The sequence below is a fragment of the Acinetobacter sp. ACZLY 512 genome, assembly GCF_023614015.1.
GTDB classification, from domain to species: Bacteria; Pseudomonadota; Gammaproteobacteria; order Pseudomonadales; family Moraxellaceae; genus Acinetobacter; species Acinetobacter soli.
Genome location: NZ_JAKIVI010000003.1, coordinates 194,110 through 215,559, shown reverse-complemented (window position 1 = coordinate 215,559; position 21,450 = coordinate 194,110). Strand labels below are relative to the sequence as shown.

The following is a 21,450-nucleotide window of genomic DNA, read 5'->3' as shown; positions in this document are numbered from 1 at the left end:
CTGTATATAAATCGTCTATGCACAAGAATCGGGCTTTATCGATATAAAATAGCGACTATACTAAGCTGCAATGTGGAGCATGGAACAAGATACAGTGGCAGAATTAAATTTTGAACGTCTTTATCAGTTTTTTAGTAAAGTCCCAAGTATTCAGCAACAGCGCATTTCAGCGCACGGCACAAACGGTGAGCATGCATGGTGGATTAAATTTAGCATCGACACCGAACATGCTTTAGCATGGCAAACCGTACAAGAGCTTGGGCATGTACTGAACTACCTCTCGACCAATGAACGCCTGCCCACACAGTTTTTTCCAGTTTCACCTCCCCCGTATATGAACGGTGAAGCCAAAGACTTTTTGGCATGGGTCATTGAATGTGATCACCCTGAGTTTAGTCCCGATGTGGTGTGTGACTGGTTAGAGGCGCGATTGCCAAATCCGGTTGAAGACGAAAGCCAGTGGAAAATCAAAACCAGCCTAGATGAGTTTGATCAAATGAGCCCGCAAGAACTCGATCAACTGATTCCTCCTACGCATTAAAAAGCAAAGAGAGGCGATGCCTCTCTTTAAAATTTAAAACGTCGAAAGACCCGACCACTCCATAAATCGATAGGTCCAATACTTCAGTTGGGATTCATCGGCGTATTGCGCATAGTCCACACTCATCTGACGGCCATTCAGATTTGACCACGCTGTATTAAAATATCGAGTAGCATCCTGAAAAACGGCTGCCTGCGTTTGACCTTTGACCATGATATCTGTTTCGAGATTATAATTTTTCAGATTTCTTGCGGTAAAATTCGCTGAACCCAAAATCATTTCAGCTTGAGTCGCACTGGATTTGATGATCATTTTGCTATGGCACTGCTCGCCATGCGTATCACACCATCGTACCGGAATACCTGCAGCATGCAACTCGGAGGCCACAGGCCGATTTGGAATTCCATTTTTTTGTCGACCAAAGGCATCTTTATTTGGGTCTAGTAACACTCGAACATTTACCCCGCGCTCGTGTGCTGCCTTTAAAGCCGAAATAATCTGGCGCTCAGACAAATAAAACATTGCCAGATCCAGTTGATCTTTGGCTTTGGCACGCTGAATTAAATCTAAAACAGCGTGATAAATTGCCGCTTCGGTCAAAAGCTGCACCTGAGGCTCAGTCGTGGGTGCATTGATTTCACCCATAATCACAACAGGTGATGTACCACCCGACATTTGAGCCACACTTTGTTCAGATTGCAACACATCCATTGCCGTCGGGCCAGAGACCACCACAGCAACATTAGAATGACGCGAACTGCCATCGTGCGGATTGGCAGACGTAATCAGACTTTTCCAGCCTTGATCGGTATCGACCACCATGGTTTTTCGATGATTGGCTTTTAAATTGGCCAGTGCCAGATAACTACGAAGGGTGATTTTCTGTTGGCCAAAGGGATTGGGCAACCAGCCTTTTTCGGCGTTGTTCCCAATGCCTTGACAGCATAAATACCACAGGCCAGACCAAGTCGGATTTGAAGCACGCAGCGGAGTCAGATTGGTTTCAATCACATCGACGCCTGCCTGACGAAGCCGACGATATTGCTCAGGAAAAATACCACCGTAAACGGAATTGATCGGATCGGTAATAAACACAATTTGTATATTCGGATGCTCACGGCGCTTTTGAATTAATGCCTGTGTCAGCTCTTGCATCAGAGGACGCTGTGGAATTTTGCTGTCACCTACCTCTGAATTAAACAGAAACATATCCAGCACAATGGTACTCTTGGCTTGCTGAATCAGCGCCAACATTTGATCAAAGATCTGATGATCGTATTGTTGACGCCCCTGTGCATCGAGAAACGTTTGATCTGCTAAAAACTTGAGTTCGGCATGTCGTAGCTTACCGCTATAATTGAGGCCTTGCGGCAAGGGCTTATAGATATGATAAATTGCCGATGCAACATAGCCTAAAACCAACATCCCGACAATTAAAGAAAAATAACGGCGCCCAGACCAATTCAGTTTGGTATGAATTCGTTGAAAAATACGCATAACAAGTTATCCCAATCACTGGGTTCAGACTAGAGAGTCTCGTGAGATGTTTCAAGACTGATTTGGTTAATTCTGCGCGTCAATCTGCTTAAAAACAAAAGGAAAGCCGAGGCTTTCCTTTATGTGTGTAGCGATAAACACATTAAAACTTAAAGTTGATGCCCATGGTAAAATTACGCCCGATTTGTGGAACATCCGATAAAAATGACTCGTGTAGATATACTTTGCTGTCAAGCAGATTATTGGCTTTGGCATAAAGCTGATAACCCGTTTTGGTATTGATTTGCCCATCATACGCCAATCCGAGATTCAGCATGTTGTAACTCTTGCCTTCAGTTTCGTAATTGGCCAGATCATCCTGACCAAAGACATGGTAATACTCGGCTGTTCCTGAGTAACCCTGTCCAAAATCTGCCTTGATCCGCGTGCCTAAGCGTCCACCCGGAATACGTGGGGCATTTCCAGCATCATCTAGCTTACCGCGTACATAATCCCCAAATACCCCCACATTGTAGCGTGGACTGAGTTGATAGCTCACATCTCCATCTACTCCGTAAAAGCGGGCATTGGTTTGATCGTATTGAATCAGACGAAAGTCCTGAAAACGATCTAAAGTATTGGCATAGATAAAGTTGTCGTACCAGCTTTGAAAAGCACTCAAGTTATATTTAAGGCCTTGGTCATTGTCAAAATGTAAACCGAGTTCAAGATTATTCGATTTTTCTTTTTGCAAATCGTCATTGCCTAACTCATAGGTATTGGTGGCCATATGTGCGCCATTCGAATATAACTCTTGTGCCAGCGGTAGGCGCTCTTGATGTGAGCCTGTCAAAGACAGCTTGTAATTTGGCTTAAATGCCCAGTCGGTTGAACCCGCCAAGGAGTACGCCGTACCAGTATAATTTTTGGCGCCCACATCTACATCATTGCCATCGATATCAATGGTTTGATGATCGATACGCGATGACACCTGAAAATGTAGTTGATCAACTTGTTTTTCCTGCATACCAAACACGCTATAGCGTTTGGTGACAGTTGGGTCCATGAGTGCTTCATCACCGTTAATGGTGAGTTTTTGCTGAGTGTATTGTGTGCCAAACTGCCCAGTCCAGCCTGCCCAAGCCATGTTGTCTAAGGTAATGCGGGCATCGGTGCCTTTGCTGATAAAAGTGGTATCTGGTTCGTCTCCGTCCATTTCCTGATGCTGGTAATCGGTATAAGTGGCCTGTGCAGCCAGCTTGGAAAACCCTGCAAATGGATCATTCAGCTCAGTTTTGAAATCGTATCGCTTTTCTTTGAGATTAATCCATGCTGCTGCGCCATCTTGCTCCTGCAAAGCGGCCTGTTGATCAGCTAAAGTGCCGCAATCGAGCTTGCCCGCACTAGGTTTACATAAACCATATAACGGATTATCTCCCGGAATCCCGTAGCGATCGTGTCGTTCGCTATAGGCAACTCCGGTATAGCCCCGATCATAAATCCATGACAGTCCAGCATGGTAATCATTGGATTTGGCATAGGTATTGTCTTCACGGCGCGATGTTTCCTGCAAATCATGCGGCAAAATATAATCGTTGGCATCACGCTTTAAACCGCCCACATTCAATGCAAACTGACTGCCCAGTGCGACAGTCGAATCACCTGAATAAACCAAACCATCATCACCCGTGTTGTAGCGAACACCCAACTGCCCTTCATACCCGTTGTCTGGCATTTTAGATGGAATTTTATGATCGATGACATTGACCAATCCACCCACAGAGCCTGCACCATAGAGCAGCGCTTCAGGGCCTTTTAAAATCTGGATCTGATCGGCTGCATTAGGATCGACCGTCACGGCATGGTCGGGAGAAACCGAGGAAACATCGAGCGTATCACCGCCATTTTGGGTAATTTTGACGCGTGCACCATCTAAGCCACGAATCACAGGCCGGCTCACCCCACCTGTATATTGCGCCGAGTAAACTCCCGATTGACCATTCAAGGCGTTACCGATGGTGGTTCCGCCTTGAATCAGTTGATCGCGTCCAACGCTTACATCTCCAGCCGTCTCATTGAATGGCTGTTTGGGCGTGGCTTGAGCTTGAAGTTCAATGGTTGGCAAATCGTTGACAGCAGCATCACTGGGTGAGGTTTGTGCAAAAGCATGCTGAATCGATAGTGAGAGAATAGAAAGTGCAAAGACATGAGAACGAGTAAGCATCGTGATGCTCCAAAAGCCAATCACTCGTTACGTTATAATATATCTATTTTTTTACAAGCAAATTTAACTGGGTATTTATATTTCCATTCAAAGCTTGAGTTTTATGGCTTTGATTGAAAATTAAGGTGATTTTAATGCAAATATGAAGGCCAAAACGGTATAGCGGTTAACTTAAATCATGCAGAGCGCCCTTAGGGCACTCCACGTGAAACATTAGTAATTTCATCAATCACTTAGAAGCTAAAATCTACACCTACAGTAAAGTTACGCCCCACCTGCGGAAGATTCGACAAGAATGACGCATGGTTATACACCGTTTCATCAAGTAAATTATTGGCTTTCACATAAACACGATAATCAGTGCGATTGCTGGCACGTGCCGCATACGCTAAGCCTAAATTCACCATGTTGTAGCCCGCGGTTTCATTCTCAAAAGCCGCAAATTTATCTTGTTTAAACACATGGAAATATTCGGCTAAGCCAGAAAAACCATCACCAAAGTCTGCATTGACCCGCGTACCTAAACGGCCACCTGGAATACGTGGGGCATTGCCTTCGGTTTCAATTTTGGCACGTACATAGTCACCAAATACTGTGGCTGTATAGCGTGGAGAAAGTTGATAAGACAACTCTCCCTCCACACCATAAAAACGTGCTTGATCTTGCGTGTATTCAACCAGACGGAAGTTTTCAAAACGATCCAACGTGCGGGCATAAATGTAGTCGTCAAACCAGTTATGAAACACATGCACATGATAATTTAGCTTATCTGCATCGTAGTGAAAGCCAAGCTCAAGGTTGTTGGATTTTTCAGTACTTAAGTTTTGATTGCCCAGTTCATAGGTATTGGTGGCCAAATGTTTACCATTGGCATATAGCTCTTGCGCCAGTGGCATCCGTTCTTGATGTGATGCGACAAAGGATAATTTATAATTTGGTGCAAATGCCCAGTTGGCAGCGCCTGAATACGAAAAGGCATGATCATCATAGTTTTTTTGCGGAGAATCGATATCGATTTTTTGCTGATCAAAACGCGCAGCCACTTCAAAATGCACATCGTTCCACTGGGTATGTTCAAGTGCAAATAGACTCCATTTGTCGGTGGTACTCGGGCCAGCAAAGAGCGACTCTTCGCCAGTAATATCGAGTTTCTGGCGACCAAACTGTGCACCTACCACGCCTTCCCACTTGGCTAAAGGCTGATGTACCAATTCTAGACGTGCATCATAACCTTGGCTTTTGAAAGTGGTTGCGGCCTCTCCTTCTTCGATTTCATCATGTTTGTAATCGGTATAACTGGCTTGTGCACGTAGTTTGCTAAAACCAGAAAAGGGATCATTCAGTTCGGTTCTAAAATCGTAGCGCTCAGATTTTAAATTGACCCATGGCCCTGCATGATCGTGTGCATGTTCGTGATCGTGGTCATGACCCTCTTCTGCGGCATGATTTTCATGGTCATGATCATCGTGACTGCCGCAATGCAATTTTAAACCATGCGGATGACAGCTCTCATATTCATGGCTATGACCGGGTAAGCCATATTTATCCTGACGGTTGGTATAAGAAATGCCGGTAAAACCGCGATCATGAATCCAAGACAAACCTACTGTCGCCTCTTCAGATTTGGAAAAGGTATTGTCAACGCGACGCTCTTTTTCACCTTCATGCAGATAATTCGGTGCAATGTAATTATTGGCATCTCGTTTCAAGCCTTCAAGTCTTAATGCGACTTGCTCGCCTAAACCTACCGTTAAGCCTGCACTCCCTAACTTCTCGTCGCTGCCCGTGTTGTAACGCAGTCCCACCTGCCCTTCATATCCTTGTTCAGGCATTTGGGTGGGAATCTTGTTGTCTGTCACGTTGACGAGTCCACCGACTGTACCTGCACCATACAGCAACGTTGAAGGCCCACGTACAATTTCAACTTGCTTGGCTAAAATCGGATTGACCATCACGGCATGATCTGGAGACAAGGTTGAAACATCAATCGTTTCCGAGGCGTTTTGTAATACCTTCACGCGTGCGCTGTCTTGACCACGAATGACAGGACGGCTTGCGCCAGGACCAAACTGGTTCGAATACACACCCACCTGATCACTTAACGCCTCACCAATGGTAGCGCCGCCCTGTACCAATTGCTGATTTTGAATAATATTGTCTGCCGCAGCATAATCGACCGCAGTTTGAACCAATGGATGTGCGGTTGCTTCGATAGTTTTGAGTTTTGATACGGTGTTTGTTTCATTGGCCGCATGTACCACACTCGACAATACAGCAAAAATTGAAAGTGTGAGCACACTTCTGGTGAACAACATTGGATTCCCCTCGAATTCTTAAAATCTTAAAATCTGCTTAATTTTTGTAATATTATAACATTGCACTATTTTTGCAATAAAAAACATTCTCAAACTGAATTGTCGACTACACTAGGCGCGACCTAAAAGACAAAATAATTTTGCTTTCAATATGCCGTTTACGCTTTCACATGCCATTTTGGCACCTCCCATTGCCAAACTGAGCGGCCAGCGCTTACCCGTTGCTGCTCTGGCAATCGGCTGTATGACTCCCGATCTGTTTCGATTATTTACTAATGCCAGCTTGACCATCAGTCATGAGTGGTCTGGGATGATTGTGCCTAATCTGTTGGTTGGCCTATTTTTTTGTGCAGTGTGGTATGTGCTGTATCGTCCATTTATCTATCGCTGGCTGTCTCTACACGATCCACTTAATCTGAATACTCTAGACCGTACCTGTGGCTTTCTGATTGGCTGTGTGATTTCAGTTTTAATTGGCGCAGCCACACATATTATTTGGGATGGTTTTACCCATGCCGATTTTCGAACCTTTGTCTTTCAAGATGCACTGAGCAGAGAAATTTCGATTTTGGGCTATCACACCCATGTACATATGCTCATGCAGATTGGTACTTCGGTGGTAACTCTGCCAATTTTGATCTGGATGTGTTTACACTATTTTAAGCAGCATCAGCAGACTAAACTGGTATCACGACTGATTCAGCGTTTTTGCTGGACTGCGTTTATTTTTTCTATGTTAAGCGGCCTATATTGGGTGATGGGCTATACCGAACCACTCAGCCTCGATTCGTGGAAAGCAGAAACCTACGATCATGTGGGTAAATCGATCAATTACTTTTTCCGCGGGTTTCTTGGCAGTATGGCGCTATGGTCAATTGTATTCTTGGCATGGTTTGGTTTTTCCACACAACCAGATCCACAAAGTTGATTAAATCCGTTCAAAAATAGCGCATTTTTTACAGTTTTTGGCGCTAGTTCTTGTGACCCGCCACTCAAAAAGGCATAATCGCTGATTCACTGGCGGTACGCTGTTTACGTATACGCCCCAACAGCCAATATAGTTTGGATTTTTACGACATGATGCGAACTCATTACTGTGGCTCTTTAACAGAAGCCCAAATTGACCAAACCGTAACCCTATGTGGATGGGTACACCGTCGCCGAGATCATGGTGGTGTAATTTTCCTTGATATGCGTGACCGCGATGGTTTGGTTCAAGTGGTTATTGACCCAGATACGCCAGAGGCATTTGCGACCGCAGATAAAGTACGCTCTGAGTTTGTACTGAAAATTACAGGTCGTGTACGTCGCCGCTATGAGGGCACTGAAAATTCAAATATGGTCAGTGGTCAAATTGAAGTGTTGGGCAAAGAGATCGAAGTTCTCGCACAATCTGAAACTCCGCCATTTCCATTAAATGATGACAATATTAATATTTCTGAAGAGCATCGTTTAAAGTACCGTTTCTTGGACATTCGTCGTCCAGAAATGCTAGATCGTTTGCGTTTTCGCTCTAAAGTGACCAACCTGATTCGTAACTACCTAGACGATCATGGTTTCTTAGATGTTGAAACCCCAATCTTAACGCGTGCAACACCTGAAGGCGCACGTGACTATTTGGTTCCAAGCCGCGTACAAAATGGAAGCTTCTATGCTCTTCCACAATCACCACAGTTGTTCAAACAATTGTTGATGGTGGGCGGTATTGATCGTTACTACCAAATTGCAAAGTGTTTCCGTGACGAAGATTTGCGTGCAGACCGTCAGCCTGAATTTACCCAGATCGACATCGAAACATCATTCTTAAATGATGATGACATTATGGATCTGATGGAAGGCATGACCGTTAAGCTGTTTGACGAATTGCTCGGTATTAAGTTCGACAAGTTCCAGCGTATGCCATACAGCGAAGCGATGCGTGACTATGCATCGGACAAACCAGACTTGCGTATTCCGCTTAAACTGGTTGATGTTGCAGATCTGATGCAAGACGTCGAGTTTAAAGTATTTGCGGGTCCAGCCAAAGATCCTAAAGGCCGTATTGCAGCACTTCGCGTGCCGGGCGCAAGCGCTTTGCCACGTAGTGCGATTGATGAATACACCAAATTTGTGGGCATTTATGGCGCTAAAGGCCTCGCTTACATCAAGGTCAATGAAATTGAAAAAGGCGTAGAAGGCTTACAGTCTCCAATCGTGAAATTCATTGAACCGATCGTGATGCAATTGCTTGAGCGTGTAGGCGCAGAAAATGGCGATATCGTCTTCTTTGGTGCAGATAAAGCCAAAGTGGTAAATGATGCCATGGGTGCACTTCGTGTGAAAATCGGTCACGACCTTAAACTTGCAACCTGTGAATGGGCGCCGCTTTGGGTGGTCGACTTCCCAATGTTTGAAGAAACAGATGATGGTAAATGGACTTCAGTTCACCACCCATTTACGCTGCCAAAATCAAGCGTTGAAGATGTGAAAGCAAATCCGGGTGAAGCACTTTCCGTTGCTTATGACATGGTATTGAATGGTACCGAAGTCGGTGGTGGTTCATTACGTATTTATACGCTTGAAATGCAAAAAGCCATCTTTGAAGCATTGGGTATTTCAGACGAAGAAGCCGAAGAGAAGTTTAGCTTCTTGCTGAATGCCTTGCGCTATGGCGCGCCTCCACATGGTGGTTTGGCATTTGGTCTAGATCGTTTAATTATGCTCATGACTGGTGCGTCTTCAATTCGTGATGTGATTGCATTCCCGAAAACCAAGACTGCTGAATGTCCATTGACTCAGGCACCAGCACCAGTTGAAGCGAATCAACTACGTGATTTGGGTATTCGTTTACGCGAGCAGCCAAAGAAAGAATCATAATTATATTTAGTAAAAAAGCCAGCTGTAGCTGGCTTTTTTACTATCGGCGCCACTACATAGTATGAATTGAGATTGATTGTTCATAATGGCATAATATAGCTTTCTCCCCCTTTGGATAACTCATTATGGCTATGCGTTCTGATGTGCGTCGTCACGCGCTTGTGGTTATTGGTTTTTCATTAGCTCAATGGTTATTTATGCGTTATATCTTGGCTAACGAACTGTTCAATTTAGATACGAATCAACGCATTCTATTTTTCTGTGTGAGTAGCTTGGCTGGTGCATTACTGATTTTTGTTGCACTCATTTATATGGTGTTAAAGGGAAATGCCGATAATTAGTAGGCTATCGCTGTTAATTGATAAAATTAACAGCGACTAAAATCCATTTAGCTGAAAGTTTCATAAACTAACTTTTCCTCATGAAAAGTACTCTTTTTATCCTTCAAAAACTTCTCCATTTGGTAAAGATTGTTATTTGAAGAATAGGTTTTGCCTTGTTCTCTAAAACTATGATCTACAGGCGATGCATCTATAATCCCAATTTTGAAATTATTCTCTCGTGATATAATAGGCCAAATATAATCCAATCCATATCCCATTGGACTTTCCTCAGGAAAGGGTAAAATTTTATTAAAAATATCTTGAGAAACTGAAAAAATAGGACCAATTTCGACAAAGTTTGTAGTTCGGGCTATAACTTTTTCCTTCGCTTGCAAACATATTTTATGATCATAGTAACTATACTTCGTTCTAGCAGGTTGTGCTAATTTGAATTGATATTTATCTAATAGATAAGTATATGTGTCAATAAAATTTTCACGAACAAAAATATCATCGTCTGAAAAAATTATAAGGTCATAATTTTTGTAATCTAAGTTTTTAAGTATTAAATTTAATAAAGTAAATTTTGGAATTTTTTTCTAGAATGTCCGATGGTTACATCTTTCATATCATTTGGTAAATCTTTAATACCAATAGCGTACCATACCTGTTTAATATTATGGATTTTAGTTTGACGGAACTGTTTCACCAATGTACGTGCTTGATTGTCATAGTCAGTCAAATAAATACCGATGATCAAAATATTTTTTGAAGAAATTTTTTTATTTTCCTCATATATTACTTTATATTTTCTTATAGAAGAAAACCACTCTCTATAAAAAAATCGAAATAAGCTATAATATTTTTTTCTAAAACTCATAAATACAACCAATTATATCTTTATCAATTACGATATGTTTCATAAAACAATTTTAGCCATCTTTTCTTTAATGATCTATTCAATTTTTCAAGAAAACCTCTTTCCTTTCTATTTTTTTCTAATAATTTTTTTCGCTCAAATTCTATACTACTCGTTAAAGGTGTATGATTTTCTATCTCAGGATGGTCGAATAGAAAAGTAGCATAAAAATTAATCTCAGAGTTGAATTGATATAATTCATCCCATTGATCACAAACATGTGGTTTTCGATGATAGTCAATTAGTACTTGAGCCATTTCTCTATCCACAATATATGCATAAGTGTAAGATAAGCTACATATACTAAAATTATGAAGTTTTAAAATATTTTTATTATAAATTTTATTATCTTGTATTTTACCATAAATACGGTCATTTACCTTAAGTTGAATCCCCCCTAAACTCATAAAGAAACAGTTTTTTAAATTCAAATTTTCTACTTTAAATTCTAATTGTTTTAAATCTAAATCTTGAATTTGGATAGCATCATCTTCAAGTACTAAAGCATATTTTTCATTACTTTCAATAAAATTCTTAAGAGCTTCAACGTGAGATAATGTGCAACCTAATTCCCCAGGACTCAGAGCTTTTTTTTGTCCTGAAATTGCTAGATCAAAATACTCATTGACAGTTAAATCTTTACCCTTAATACCAATTTTTATAAATTCATTTTTATATTTATGAAAGATAGTTTGGGAAAAAAATTTTTCCAATCTTGGACTATCATATGTTTCAATACTAATAAGATATTTTTTCAAGATGATTTCCCTCAATATTTAACTATTTAGCTCATAGGTTTTAAGACATAATCCTCTTAACTTTTTTTTAATATAAAAATAGCTTAAATTGGATTTAAATTTCGTTGTTATCAATTTATCTCTTTCATTCTCAAGATAACTTCTCTCTTCTATGTTATCAATCTTAGGATGATCAAAAATAAAGGATACATAAATACTGAGTTGGTTTTTAGATACCATTATAAGATCAAACCATTGATCATAAACTCTTGGGGAAGAATGAAAATCTAATAATATTTTAGCCATCCCACGATCAACTATATAGGCATAAGCATAGGCTAAGTTTTCATAAAAAAAGGGATCTACTCTTAAAACTTTTTGGTCTAGGATATTTTTATTGATGAATTGTCCTTTTACTTTTCGACAAATTTTCATTTGAATACCGCCTAGGCTGAACAGAAAATTTTCACCCAGATGTAGTTCTTCTAACTTTGCTTCTAAATGTTCAAAATCGATTTCGAAACGTTCGATGACATCGTCTTCAAAAATAATCGCATACTTTTCATCGGAACTAAGAAAATCTTTGAGTGCTTCTAAGTGAGAAAGTGTACAACCCAGCTCACCAGGCGTCATGGGCTTGCTTTTACCTGCAACACCCATTTCAAAATATTGGCTAACAGTTAAGTTTTTTCCAATAATTCCAAATTGTTTAAATTCATCTTTATAGTTATGAAAAGTCCGTTGTTCGTAAAATCCTTGTAACCTTTTACTGTCTTGCGATTCAATACTAATTAAATATTTTTTCATTTCAATCAAATGCTAAAATAAACGCCAACATTTTACTTAATTTTTCTTTTTTCGAGTGTAAAATTTGATGATAAAGCGTGAAATTCTAAAAAAATGGTATAAATACCAACAAAAAAAACAAGATAAAACTTTTGATTCTCACTGGTATATACGTTTTGGCTGGTTAACGCAGCCCTTTTCAGGTTTAGATCAACTTAATGATCTGTTTGAGATCCACTCCCCTCGCCGCTTTACTTTTGCAGACAGTTTCTATGCCGAAGAAGATGGCCGTCATTTTATTTTTTTTGAAGAAGTCGACGATCAGCATCCAGTAGGATTCTTGTCTGTCTTAGAGGTATTTAAAGATGGCACATATACCGAACCGACCGCCATATTAAAACTAGATTATCACCTTTCTTATCCCTGTGTTTTTAAAATAGATCATGACTGGTACATGATTCCAGAAACAACAGCCAATAAAACCATCGAGCTCTGGAAATGCACAAAATTCCCCTTTGTTTGGGAGCAGCATTCAGTGCTCATGGACAATATTGAGGCTGTAGATACCACCCCGTTTTATCATGAAGGCTTATGGTATCTGTTTACATCCACACGCAGAAATTGTAAAAAATTTGGTGATCGTCTGGATTTGTTTTTTACCGAAAATCTATTACAGCCTGAGTGGAAAGAGCATCCACAAAACCCAGTATGCACAGGAAAGTTACAATGTCGAATGGCAGGTAAACCGTTCATCTACAAAGACATGCTGGTTCGACCAAGTCAGGATTCGCTCAAACGCTACGGCGGGCATATCGAACTCAAGCGTATTTTAACTTTAAGCCCATCTGAATATGCCGAAGAATTAATTGAAACCGTACTGCCCGATTGGCAAGCAGAAGATGATGGTTGTCACACCATCGATGTTCATTCCAATTTTGTGGTATTAGATGCAATTCGCTTAACACCCAAACAAAAATAACTGGCTTAAACTTGTTTTAACGCCTGTTGGTACACCTTTAATGTGTGCTGGGTCATGGCATCAAGTGAGAGCTGGCTTGCTGCTCGATGAAAGGCTGTTTGGAATTCTTGGTCGAGTTGATCAAGGTGCGTTACCGCCTCGTTGATCAATTGACGCAGATGCTCGACATCAAAGCCAGCTGCAATATATGCTTCTGGAATAAATTCCCTTACCATACCTACATCTGTTGAAATGACAGGAATTTTAGCCAATAAAGCTTCAGCTAAAATAATGGGCCCACCCTCACGTGATGAACTGATCACCACAAAGCTTGCGGAGGCTAAATAACGGTAAATATCGGTCTGATGACCGAGCAGATGAATTTTGTGCTCAAGTTTAAGCGCCCTAATTTTTTGAGATAACTGCTCACGTTCTGGACCATCCCCCAAAATTTCAAGCTGCATATCTATATCTTGCCAAGCGTCAATCAAGCGATCAAAGCCTTTGACTGGATCTAAACGTCCTATTGCAACTGCTTTTCGAATCGGTTTGATCGGCTGCTGATGCTTATTTGGAACGGCTTGAATCGACACGCCATTATGTACCACATGTACAGGACGGACGGGCAGAATTTTTTTGGCAACCGACTGACTCACCGTAATGACTTCAGAAAAGTGACGATAGCTTTTCATGTTATTTTTCATACCATGAATCGTCGCGACACTCGGTAACTTTAGAAATGGGAGTAAAAAATTCAGCATTTTAGAGGCTTTGCCGCCTTGTGCATGAATAAGATCGGGCTGTATGCTTTTAAGCTTTCGATACATTGACAATAAAAGACACAGATTCATGCGTCCTTTAGAAAAATCAAAATAATGACAATGTAAACTAGACGCAACCGGTGCCTGCGCACGATAGTGATCATCTAAAAACAGATGTACCTCATGCGCCTCTGCTAACTTTTCACAAAGTTGAAAGGTATGTTTTTCAAGCCCACCAATTCGACCGCCGTCGGTGGCCATTATTTGCACTATTTTCATCGATGATCCGTTTATTTCTTATCGTTTTTCATGCTTTGCTCAAATAATTTGGCTTCTTTTAAAAAAGCATAAAAGGCGTTGACCATGCTGTTAACAAAACCGCGCCAGCCATTCAGAAAGCTACGACGGATAAAATACGACTTAATAAACGTCATCGGCATCACCAATACCAGTTTTGCCAAACTAGGGGATTTACCTTTTTGGAATTTTTCGGCGGCTTTTAAATTGGAGTATTGATTATTTTTCTCTACTTTGACGAAAATACTCGACTCACCAAAATGATAAATATCATGCACGGCACGGCGAGATTCACCTTCTACAATCACATTTTCATGGACTTTATTGGCCAGATCATAATACCCTTTGGCCTTGCGAAAGAAACGCACCTTGGCATGTTTCTTGGTATGTTTACTATTCGGTACACCCAAAAACACATCGTTAATCGGCGTAATTAAGGCATCAAGCTGGTTATGCTGAATCACCTCAGCAATTTCCTGCTTTAGTCCTTCAGAAAGTACTTCGTCGCCGTCTAAATTCAATACCCAATCATTGCGACATTTGGCTAAAGCCAAACTTTTTTGACCCGCATAGCCCTGCCAGTCCTGATGCTCAATGTGCGCATTATCAAACTGCTGTGCAATGGCATAGGTAGCATCGGTACTGCCCGAATCTAAAATAATGACTTCATCAAAATCTTGCACACTTTGCAAGGTCTTGAATAACCACGCCTCACAATTGAGGGTCACGATATACACGCTACACGCAATTTTAGGGATCATAATTTATAGCGTCCTTTGGCAAGCGCAATGCGCATTTGCAGGGCATTCATTGCGCCGTGGGTACTCACGCGCGGAATATTAAATGGATGCGCTGGATCATACGGCTCGATCTTTTTACGTGTAGACACGGCATTTTTAAAGCCAATCTTACGGGCCATCTGTTGATGCTTTTCATTAAAACGGCCAAATGGATAGGCAAAACTCGGACATGCTCCTACTAGCGTCTCTACATCCTGTTTGGAATGCAGCATTTCCTGATAGGCCGTTTCATCATCGAGTTTTAATAAATTCACATGATGCTGCGTGTGTGCCCCAAACTCGATAAAACCTGATCGAGCCATCTCCTGCACCTGATCGACGGTCAATGCCTCAATGCCTTCAATCTGGGTTGCCAGATAGATCGTCGCTTTGGCTTGATATTTTTTTAAGAGTGGATAGGCATAAACGTAATTATCCATAAAGCCATCATCGAAGCTCAGGGCCACTACATTTTTTTGCTCACGATATTGCTCAAGTTCAGATACAAAGCAAAATACCGCATTTTTTTTCACCAGCAGTTGCAGCAGTTGCTCAAACTTTTCGGGTGGCATATTCATTCCCGAGGCTTGGGCATGTGGCGTGACCTGATGTAGCATCACGATGCGGGGTAACTTATTGGAGCGAAATGGCAACCAAAAAGTGTAATTGCCTAATACATAAAGCAACGCGGCCAAAATGACCAAACCGATGATGATATACAACAACCACATCATATATAAACCTCATGTGACCATTCATACGCTTCGGTCAGCGGCTGGCGGAACGTTACTTCCAGCATGTACTGCGTAATTCGTTTACTACTAAAGCTTTGGCGTGTTCGCTGCCAGCCGGCACGTGCAATCTGTACGGCTTGATCTGGATGCTGATCATAAAACTGAATTTTTTTAGCCAGATCAAACTGATCATCAAAATACACCACATGCTGGTCGGTATATAAATGCTCAAAACCCGGAATACGCGGACTAAAGGTCAATAAGCCATTGCCGGTCAGTTGCACAATGCGGTCGGAGCTGTACAAGGTGACATCATTTCGGCGCGAATAGTTCAGCCCCATTTTCGACTCTGACAACACTTGATAATAAGCTTTACCATAGACCCCTGGCTGATCAAAGCAGCCATAGTACTGATAATTAACCTGGGCCTGCGTCAGTGCATTGGCCAGATCTTTCAAGAATTTTTCGCGCTCAGGTTCTTTGTACACCACACCACAAAAAATAAAGGTCTTGTCAGTATTTTGATTTTCAAATTGTACTAATGTTTCAACATTATGATGCCCAATATTAGGCATATACCCCACACTTAAATGCGGCTGTTTCAGTTTTTGTAGGTATGTGCCACCCGTGGTACAAAATATCGCATCAAGATACGGCGAAAAAGCACGAATAAAATCAAGCTTATGTTCTAGATACAATGGATCGACATACCAAAAGGCAATTTTGGTCTCTGGATATTGCTGTTTGATCTGCTTAAGCACTTCAGGACTCATCAGGTCGCTGTGCCCGATCAATACCAAATCAGGCTCCAGATTATTCACAATTTTTAGAATTTCTTTATTGGCCCAACTGGCACCTAATTTTTTTGTTTTAAAAATTGTGCCCATGCGCGCCATGTCACGAAAACTAAAATCGTAAACAAAATGTCCATTTTCTACCAGTCCCGCCGAAATTTTACGATCGGTACAGTAGAAATGCGCGCCTTGCTTGTTAAAACCAAAATTTGCAATATGCAATATTTTCATTAACTTAAGAACTCGATAAGCCCAAAATTTGAGATGCCACCCGATCGGCTTCACTCAGTGGAGCAGCATGATGCAATAGACGAATAACATCCGTAATCTGATCATGTGCCAGTTGATCGATCATGTGCGTGATTCTATCAGATTTCAGCCGGTCAATTGCAATTACCCCCACGCGACACCCAGCAGTTTGGGCTTCAAAGATCATCGAGACACTGTCTTCGGTCACATAAACCGTATCGGCCAGTTGCATTTGCTCAAAGATCCAGCCTTGCGGCGTATGCTCCACCGGATAAATATCTAATCGCGCTGCATAGGATTTTTGGCCCAGATGTGCCAGAAAATTTTCAGGGGTACGACGCGATGTGGTCAAGATGACGCTCGATTGTGGATGCTGCTGCACAATCTGTCCAATGGCTTTGAGTACCTGCGCCTCGTTCCATTGATGGCGTTTAGAACTTCCACCGAGTGCAATCAGAATGCGACCAGTGACATGACGCTGCTCATTTTGAAGCGGATTAAGTGCCCCTTGAGTGACCAATACATGCGGCGATGCTGCAACACCATCATGTGCTGGCACAACGGTGTAATCAAAACATGATATAGGCAGACTCGGCTTCATCAAAATGATGGTTTTGGCTTTTGGATAAATTTTTCCCAGCAACCATACCCGTAAATGTGTATGACTGCCCACTCCTACAATATAATCTGGTGCGTGTTCAAGGTATGACAACCGATGCGTCCAGAGTGCGTAAATTAATGAAAGCACGGGTAACTGATCGAGTGGCAATTCTTGTAACTGTGCATGTGGCACCTTGCGCTTAATCGCACCAAACAATCCCAGTGCCTGTGATCGATGCCCTGCTTTACCGTCACTCACGTACACAATCTGCATATCTGAATTATCCAAAACCACAAAAAAAGGCGAAACTTTCGTTTCGCCTTGATCTTAACTGATTCGCTTACTTCACGTAAGTTAACCAGTGTTCATATTTTGGATTTTTACCCTGAACCGCATCAAAGAAGGTTTTCTGGATTTCTGTGGTAATTGGGCCACGGCATCCTTCACCAATTTCACGGTCATCGTATTCACGAATTGGTGTCACTTCTGCGGCAGTACCAGTAAAGAACGCTTCATCGGCGATGTAGAATTCGTCACGGGTGATACGGCGCTCAACCACGTCATAACCTAAGTCTTTGGCAATAGTAATCACTGTTTGACGTGTAATACCGTCCAACGCACCGCCTGCGATATCTGGGGTATGCAGCACGCCATCTTTTACCAAGAATACGTTTTCACCAGAACCCTGACACACATAGCCTTGTGGGTCCATCAACATCGCTTCGTCATAACCTGAATGCGCGACTTCCTGATGTGCAAGAATCGACAAGGTATAGTTACCTGACGCTTTGGCTTTACACATGGTCACGTTAGGATGATGGTGCGTAAACGATGATGTTTTCACACGAATCCCTTTCGCCATTGCTTCTTCGCCAAGGTAAGCACCCCAGCTCCATGCCGCAACAGCAGCATGAATGGTATTGTCGGTTGCAGCGATACCCAGTTTTTCAGAACCAATCCAGATCAGTGGACGTAAGTAGCATGATGCGAGCTTGTTTTCACGTACAACATCAATTTGTGCCTGTTCAAGCGTTGCTTGATCAAATGGCACTTTCATTTGATAAATTTTTGCTGAATTTAACAAACGTTTTGTATGCTCTTTAAGACGGAAAATTGCTGTGCCTTGAGGCGTTTCATAGGCACGGACACCCTCAAACACACCCATACTGTAATGTAGTGTATGAGTTAAGACGTGGATTTTTGCATCACGCCAGTCGATTAATTGTCCATCTTGCCAAATAAAACCATCACGATCAGCCAAATTCATGGCACACACTCCAAATTTTTTTACACAATTATTTACTCTCCAACGCCATAAAATTTGCCGTTGGATCTATTAATCTTTGCCATAACTTGCAAACGATCACTCGGGTATCGTGCCAATCCGCAGCGTTCACTTGCATGGATTGATTTGCAAGTGCTAAACGGTGGCTCTCGGCTCGTTCGCTTAGATAAGCGTGTATTAATGCTGTGGCATCTTCACTGGATAAGCAGCCTGCTTGAGCAGCATCTTCTAGAATTCTCACATTATCGGAAAAATGGGCGAGATCAGAATTCGACCCACTCCATGCTAGAACCACATACTGTGCCATAAATTCGATGTCAACGATACCTCCCGCATCCTGTTTTAAATGAAAAATCCCATGTTTTTTTTGTTCATTTGATGAGCCTAGATGATCTTTCATCTTCTGACGCATTTTGAGCACTTCAGCGCGCACATGTGCTTCATCGCGCGGCTGAGTCAGAATCTGACAGCGAATCGCCTCAAACTTTTCGCGTAGTTCAGGCTCACCGGCAATCGAGCGTGCACGAACCAGCGCTTGATGTTCCCAGAGCCATGCATTTTTAAGCTGATACTGCTCAAAGGCTTTTAGGCTCGTCACTAAAAGCCCGGCCTCTCCAGAAGGTCTGAGTCGCGTATCAATTTCATAAACACGACCATCGAGGGTTTGTGTGGTCATGTATGAGAGAAATTTCTGTGCCACCCGCATGGCAAACTCAAATCCGGTAATGGTTTTATTGCCATCAGTTTCGGCTTGCTCATCAAAAGAATGAATAAAGACCAGATCCAGATCTGAGCCGTAACCCAGCTCAATGCCACCGAGCTTGCCATAGCCTATTACGGCAAATCCTAAATGATCGGCTGAGCAGCGGTTACCCGTAACATCTTGTGGATAGCCGTGTTTTTTAGCCACGGTCTGATATGACAGTTGCAGTGTGGCCGCCACACTGACTTCTGCAATATCGGTCAATGCATCAGAAACTTTCATGAGTGGACTTTCAGCCAGCACATCACTGGCTGCCACAGTCAGGACATTGCTTTTTTTAAACAAGCGCAATACCTGCATTTGTTCTTCGACTTGATCTAGTTCAATCCGTAATAGCTGCTGACGTAATGAGTCTTCAAGATCTTGACGGGTAGGCAGACCAAAATCCATGGTCAAAAACTCATCGAGCAATACCGGATACTGACTCAGTTCTTCACAGATCCATGGACTGACGGTAGCCATTTTGACCAAACGCTGCATGGCACCGCGACTTTCCATCAACATGACCAGATAGACCGTCCGGCGCATAACCGACTCGACCAAAGGCATCAAACGCATCAAGGCCAGTTGAGGGTGTTCAGATTGTAAAATTGCCTCAATCAAGTATGGCCAAAAATCTTTTAAACGTTGTACAGCTTTCGCAGGTAGTTTTTTTAGGGCATTACCGTGCCAAAACTCGTAAATCAAGTTTTTAGATGCATCATCTAGCACTTCGGCAAGTCGCTGCTCAAGCTGTGTATCGGTCTGCTCAGGTGCTGATATTTCATCCTGAATCAAATGCTTAAATTGTTCACTGACTTTTTCACGTTTGGTGTTGAGTGTATTTAAAAACGCATCCCAAGTCGGGTAATGCAAGGTATCCAAAATACGCTGACGCAGCTCTGGATCATGTGGCAAAGATTGGGTTTGCTGATCATTCAAGGCCTGAATCGCATGTTCGACGCGTCTGAGAAACAGATAAGCATCTTCAAGTTGCACCACTGCCTCAGGCGTAAGTAGCCCGACTTGCCCAAGATGATGCAAACTTACCAAACACTGCCGATCTTGCAGCTCACGTTTTGAACCGCCATAAATGAGCTGAAATACCTGAACAATAAACTCGACTTCGCGAATACCACCTGCTCCAAGCTTGATGTCATCGGCGATATTACGACGTGCGACTTCACGCTCAATCATGCTTTTCATTTCACGCATGGCTTCAAATGCCGAATAGTCGACGTAACGACGAAATACAAAAGGCCGAGTCATCTCCATCAAATGTTCGCCATGAACGCCCCCACTGATAATACGGGCTTTGATCCACGCATAGCGCTCCCACTCGCGTCCGTGCTGAATCAAGTATTTTTCCAAGGCCACATGACTAATCGCCAAGGCTGAGCCATCGCCCCACGGCCTTAAACGCATATCAACACGAAAAACAAAGCCATCTGCGGTGATATGATCGAGCAGATAAATGAGTTTTTGTCCCCACAAAATACAAAATTGCTGTACATCGATGGATTTTCTGCCCTGCGTTTCACCTTGTTCATCGAAGGCAAAAATCAGGTCGATATCACTAGAGAGATTGAGTTCTTGAGCACCTAGTTTGCCCATACCAATCACGATTAAATCTTGAACTTCACCAGAATAACCCAGCGGTTCGCCGTGCTTGGCCAGCAAAGGCCCTAATGCAAAGCGTTTAGCGGCACAAATACTGGCATCGGCAAAATCGGAGAGTTCGCGGGTGAGCGTGACCACATCGGTCTGTTGATTGGCATCTTGCCAGATCCAGCGAAACATCAAACGTGCACGAAGAATCCGCAGGCTTTTCATCCATGTGGCTTCGTCTTCAATACCCTCGAGTGTTTGTTCAACTGTTTGAAAAATATCGTCACGGGAAAGGTGAGCAGTAAACCGATCAAGTTGAAAGTCCTGCTCGAGAAAGGTGCGGTGTAATTCGAGCACGTGTTCTGCGTATTGACTTGATCTTAAAGTTATTTGTAACTGCTCAGCATTCATTGAATCAAACCTGCAACTTGAGTGTTTGCATAGTTATAGCAGTTACATGCTAAA

Annotated in this window: 19 protein-coding genes; 5 read left to right on the top strand and 14 right to left on the bottom strand. The window is 42.3% G+C overall.

Annotation, left to right across the window (positions count from 1 at the left end; genetic code table 11):
* Nucleotides 1-94 precede the first annotated feature (94 nt).
* Nucleotides 95-541, top strand: a complete 447-nt coding sequence (locus L2096_RS05575) for a hypothetical protein (protein WP_250365031.1) — start codon at nucleotides 95-97, stop codon at nucleotides 539-541.
* A gap of 33 nt (nucleotides 542-574) precedes the next feature.
* Here the strand turns inward: L2096_RS05575 and L2096_RS05570 are convergent, their stop codons facing one another.
* The 3 genes from L2096_RS05570 to znuD (L2096_RS05560) all read right to left on the bottom strand — a co-directional run bounded on the left by L2096_RS05570 (nucleotide 575) and on the right by znuD (L2096_RS05560) (nucleotide 6,556).
* Nucleotides 575-2,038, bottom strand: a complete 1,464-nt coding sequence (locus tag L2096_RS05570; protein WP_151808481.1) for a phospholipase D family protein — start codon at nucleotides 2,036-2,038, stop codon at nucleotides 575-577.
* A 142-nt stretch (nucleotides 2,039-2,180) separates the two neighbouring features.
* On the bottom strand, nucleotides 2,181-4,241 hold the full coding sequence (znuD, locus tag L2096_RS05565) for a zinc piracy TonB-dependent receptor ZnuD (RefSeq protein ID WP_208476833.1): 2,061 nt from the start codon (nucleotides 4,239-4,241) through the stop codon (nucleotides 2,181-2,183).
* A 233-nt stretch (nucleotides 4,242-4,474) separates the two neighbouring features.
* Complete coding sequence (gene znuD / locus L2096_RS05560) at nucleotides 4,475-6,556, bottom strand: zinc piracy TonB-dependent receptor ZnuD (protein ID WP_208476834.1); 2,082 nt, start codon at nucleotides 6,554-6,556, stop codon at nucleotides 4,475-4,477.
* A gap of 151 nt (nucleotides 6,557-6,707) precedes the next feature.
* Between znuD (L2096_RS05560) and L2096_RS05555 the strand changes: the two genes are divergently transcribed.
* The 3 genes from L2096_RS05555 (at nucleotide 6,708) to L2096_RS05545 (ending at nucleotide 9,753) form a co-directional block, all read left to right on the top strand.
* Nucleotides 6,708-7,484, top strand: a complete 777-nt coding sequence (locus L2096_RS05555) for a DUF4184 family protein (protein ID WP_151745893.1) — start codon at nucleotides 6,708-6,710, stop codon at nucleotides 7,482-7,484.
* A 149-nt stretch (nucleotides 7,485-7,633) separates the two neighbouring features.
* Nucleotides 7,634-9,412: an aspartate--tRNA ligase gene (aspS, locus tag L2096_RS05550; protein WP_250365010.1), complete on the top strand. Its 1,779-nt coding sequence runs from the start codon at nucleotides 7,634-7,636 to the stop codon at nucleotides 9,410-9,412.
* A 125-nt stretch (nucleotides 9,413-9,537) separates the two neighbouring features.
* Nucleotides 9,538-9,753: a hypothetical protein gene (locus L2096_RS05545; RefSeq protein ID WP_004943578.1), complete on the top strand. Its 216-nt coding sequence runs from the start codon at nucleotides 9,538-9,540 to the stop codon at nucleotides 9,751-9,753.
* 47 nt (nucleotides 9,754-9,800) lie between these two features.
* On the opposite strand, the gene L2096_RS05540 is transcribed toward L2096_RS05545, so the two are convergent.
* The 4 genes from L2096_RS05540 to L2096_RS05525 form a co-directional block, all read right to left on the bottom strand.
* On the bottom strand, nucleotides 9,801-10,130 hold the full coding sequence (locus L2096_RS05540; protein WP_250365009.1) for a hypothetical protein: 330 nt from the start codon (nucleotides 10,128-10,130) through the stop codon (nucleotides 9,801-9,803).
* Nucleotides 10,131-10,306: 176 nt separating this feature from the next.
* A complete protein-coding gene (locus L2096_RS05535; RefSeq protein ID WP_250365008.1) occupies nucleotides 10,307-10,615 on the bottom strand; it encodes a hypothetical protein in 309 nt (102 codons plus the stop codon).
* A 23-nt stretch (nucleotides 10,616-10,638) separates the two neighbouring features.
* Nucleotides 10,639-11,412 (bottom strand): glycosyltransferase family 25 protein, encoded by a 774-nt coding sequence (locus L2096_RS05530; RefSeq protein WP_250365007.1) that lies wholly within the window; start codon nucleotides 11,410-11,412, stop codon nucleotides 10,639-10,641.
* A gap of 18 nt (nucleotides 11,413-11,430) precedes the next feature.
* Nucleotides 11,431-12,198 carry a glycosyltransferase family 25 protein gene (locus tag L2096_RS05525; protein ID WP_250365006.1) on the bottom strand — a complete coding sequence of 256 codons (768 nt, stop codon included), beginning with the start codon at nucleotides 12,196-12,198 and terminating at the stop codon, nucleotides 11,431-11,433.
* Nucleotides 12,199-12,265: 67 nt separating this feature from the next.
* Here L2096_RS05525 and L2096_RS05520 point away from each other — a divergent pair, with 67 nt between their 5' ends.
* Entirely contained in the window at nucleotides 12,266-13,156 is an 891-nt protein-coding gene (locus L2096_RS05520; protein WP_250365005.1) for a glucosamine inositolphosphorylceramide transferase family protein, read from the top strand.
* Nucleotides 13,157-13,161: 5 nt separating this feature from the next.
* On the opposite strand, the gene L2096_RS05515 is transcribed toward L2096_RS05520, so the two are convergent.
* The 7 genes from L2096_RS05515 to glnE all read right to left on the bottom strand — a co-directional run bounded on the left by L2096_RS05515 (nucleotide 13,162) and on the right by glnE (nucleotide 21,396).
* Nucleotides 13,162-14,175, bottom strand: a complete 1,014-nt coding sequence (locus L2096_RS05515) for a glycosyltransferase (protein ID WP_208476837.1) — start codon at nucleotides 14,173-14,175, stop codon at nucleotides 13,162-13,164.
* 11 nt (nucleotides 14,176-14,186) lie between these two features.
* Entirely contained in the window at nucleotides 14,187-14,951 is a 765-nt protein-coding gene (locus L2096_RS05510) for a glycosyltransferase family 2 protein (RefSeq protein ID WP_250365030.1), read from the bottom strand.
* Complete coding sequence (locus L2096_RS05505) at nucleotides 14,951-15,706, bottom strand: polysaccharide deacetylase family protein (RefSeq protein WP_004933022.1); 756 nt, start codon at nucleotides 15,704-15,706, stop codon at nucleotides 14,951-14,953. Before L2096_RS05505 ends, L2096_RS05510 begins: the two co-directional genes overlap by 1 nt.
* Nucleotides 15,703-16,731 carry a glycosyltransferase family protein gene (locus L2096_RS05500; RefSeq protein ID WP_250365004.1) on the bottom strand — a complete coding sequence of 343 codons (1,029 nt, stop codon included), beginning with the start codon at nucleotides 16,729-16,731 and terminating at the stop codon, nucleotides 15,703-15,705. Before L2096_RS05500 ends, L2096_RS05505 begins: the two co-directional genes overlap by 4 nt.
* Before the next feature lie 4 nt (nucleotides 16,732-16,735).
* Nucleotides 16,736-17,623 (bottom strand): ELM1/GtrOC1 family putative glycosyltransferase, encoded by an 888-nt coding sequence (locus L2096_RS05495; RefSeq protein WP_250365003.1) that lies wholly within the window; start codon nucleotides 17,621-17,623, stop codon nucleotides 16,736-16,738.
* Nucleotides 17,624-17,690: 67 nt separating this feature from the next.
* The gene (locus tag L2096_RS05490; RefSeq protein ID WP_004933014.1) at nucleotides 17,691-18,617 is read right to left on the bottom strand and encodes a branched-chain amino acid transaminase; all 927 of its coding nucleotides are present in this window, start codon (nucleotides 18,615-18,617) and stop codon (nucleotides 17,691-17,693) included.
* Nucleotides 18,618-18,645: 28 nt separating this feature from the next.
* Nucleotides 18,646-21,396 (bottom strand): bifunctional [glutamate--ammonia ligase]-adenylyl-L-tyrosine phosphorylase/[glutamate--ammonia-ligase] adenylyltransferase, encoded by a 2,751-nt coding sequence (gene glnE / locus L2096_RS05485; protein WP_250365002.1) that lies wholly within the window; start codon nucleotides 21,394-21,396, stop codon nucleotides 18,646-18,648.
* Nucleotides 21,397-21,450 lie beyond the last annotated feature (54 nt).

Coding starts and splice junctions, on each gene's coding strand:
- aspS (WP_250365010.1), top strand. CDS start 7,634: ATGATGCGAACTCATTACTGTGGCTCTTTAACAGAAGCCCAAATTGAC.
- L2096_RS05570 (WP_151808481.1), bottom strand. CDS start 2,038: ATGCGTATTTTTCAACGAATTCATACCAAACTGAATTGGTCTGGGCGC.
- L2096_RS05535 (WP_250365008.1), bottom strand. CDS start 10,615: ATGAGTTTTAGAAAAAAATATTATAGCTTATTTCGATTTTTTTATAGA.
- L2096_RS05500 (WP_250365004.1), bottom strand. CDS start 16,731: ATGAAAATATTGCATATTGCAAATTTTGGTTTTAACAAGCAAGGCGCG.
- L2096_RS05555 (WP_151745893.1), top strand. CDS start 6,708: ATGCCGTTTACGCTTTCACATGCCATTTTGGCACCTCCCATTGCCAAA.
- glnE (WP_250365002.1), bottom strand. CDS start 21,396: ATGAATGCTGAGCAGTTACAAATAACTTTAAGATCAAGTCAATACGCA.
- L2096_RS05545 (WP_004943578.1), top strand. CDS start 9,538: ATGGCTATGCGTTCTGATGTGCGTCGTCACGCGCTTGTGGTTATTGGT.
- L2096_RS05525 (WP_250365006.1), bottom strand. CDS start 12,198: ATGAAAAAATATTTAATTAGTATTGAATCGCAAGACAGTAAAAGGTTA.
- L2096_RS05515 (WP_208476837.1), bottom strand. CDS start 14,175: ATGAAAATAGTGCAAATAATGGCCACCGACGGCGGTCGAATTGGTGGG.
- L2096_RS05505 (WP_004933022.1), bottom strand. CDS start 15,706: ATGATGTGGTTGTTGTATATCATCATCGGTTTGGTCATTTTGGCCGCG.
- L2096_RS05495 (WP_250365003.1), bottom strand. CDS start 17,623: ATGCAGATTGTGTACGTGAGTGACGGTAAAGCAGGGCATCGATCACAG.
- znuD (WP_208476834.1), bottom strand. CDS start 6,556: ATGTTGTTCACCAGAAGTGTGCTCACACTTTCAATTTTTGCTGTATTG.
- znuD (WP_208476833.1), bottom strand. CDS start 4,241: ATGCTTACTCGTTCTCATGTCTTTGCACTTTCTATTCTCTCACTATCG.
- L2096_RS05520 (WP_250365005.1), top strand. CDS start 12,266: ATGATAAAGCGTGAAATTCTAAAAAAATGGTATAAATACCAACAAAAA.
- L2096_RS05490 (WP_004933014.1), bottom strand. CDS start 18,617: ATGAATTTGGCTGATCGTGATGGTTTTATTTGGCAAGATGGACAATTA.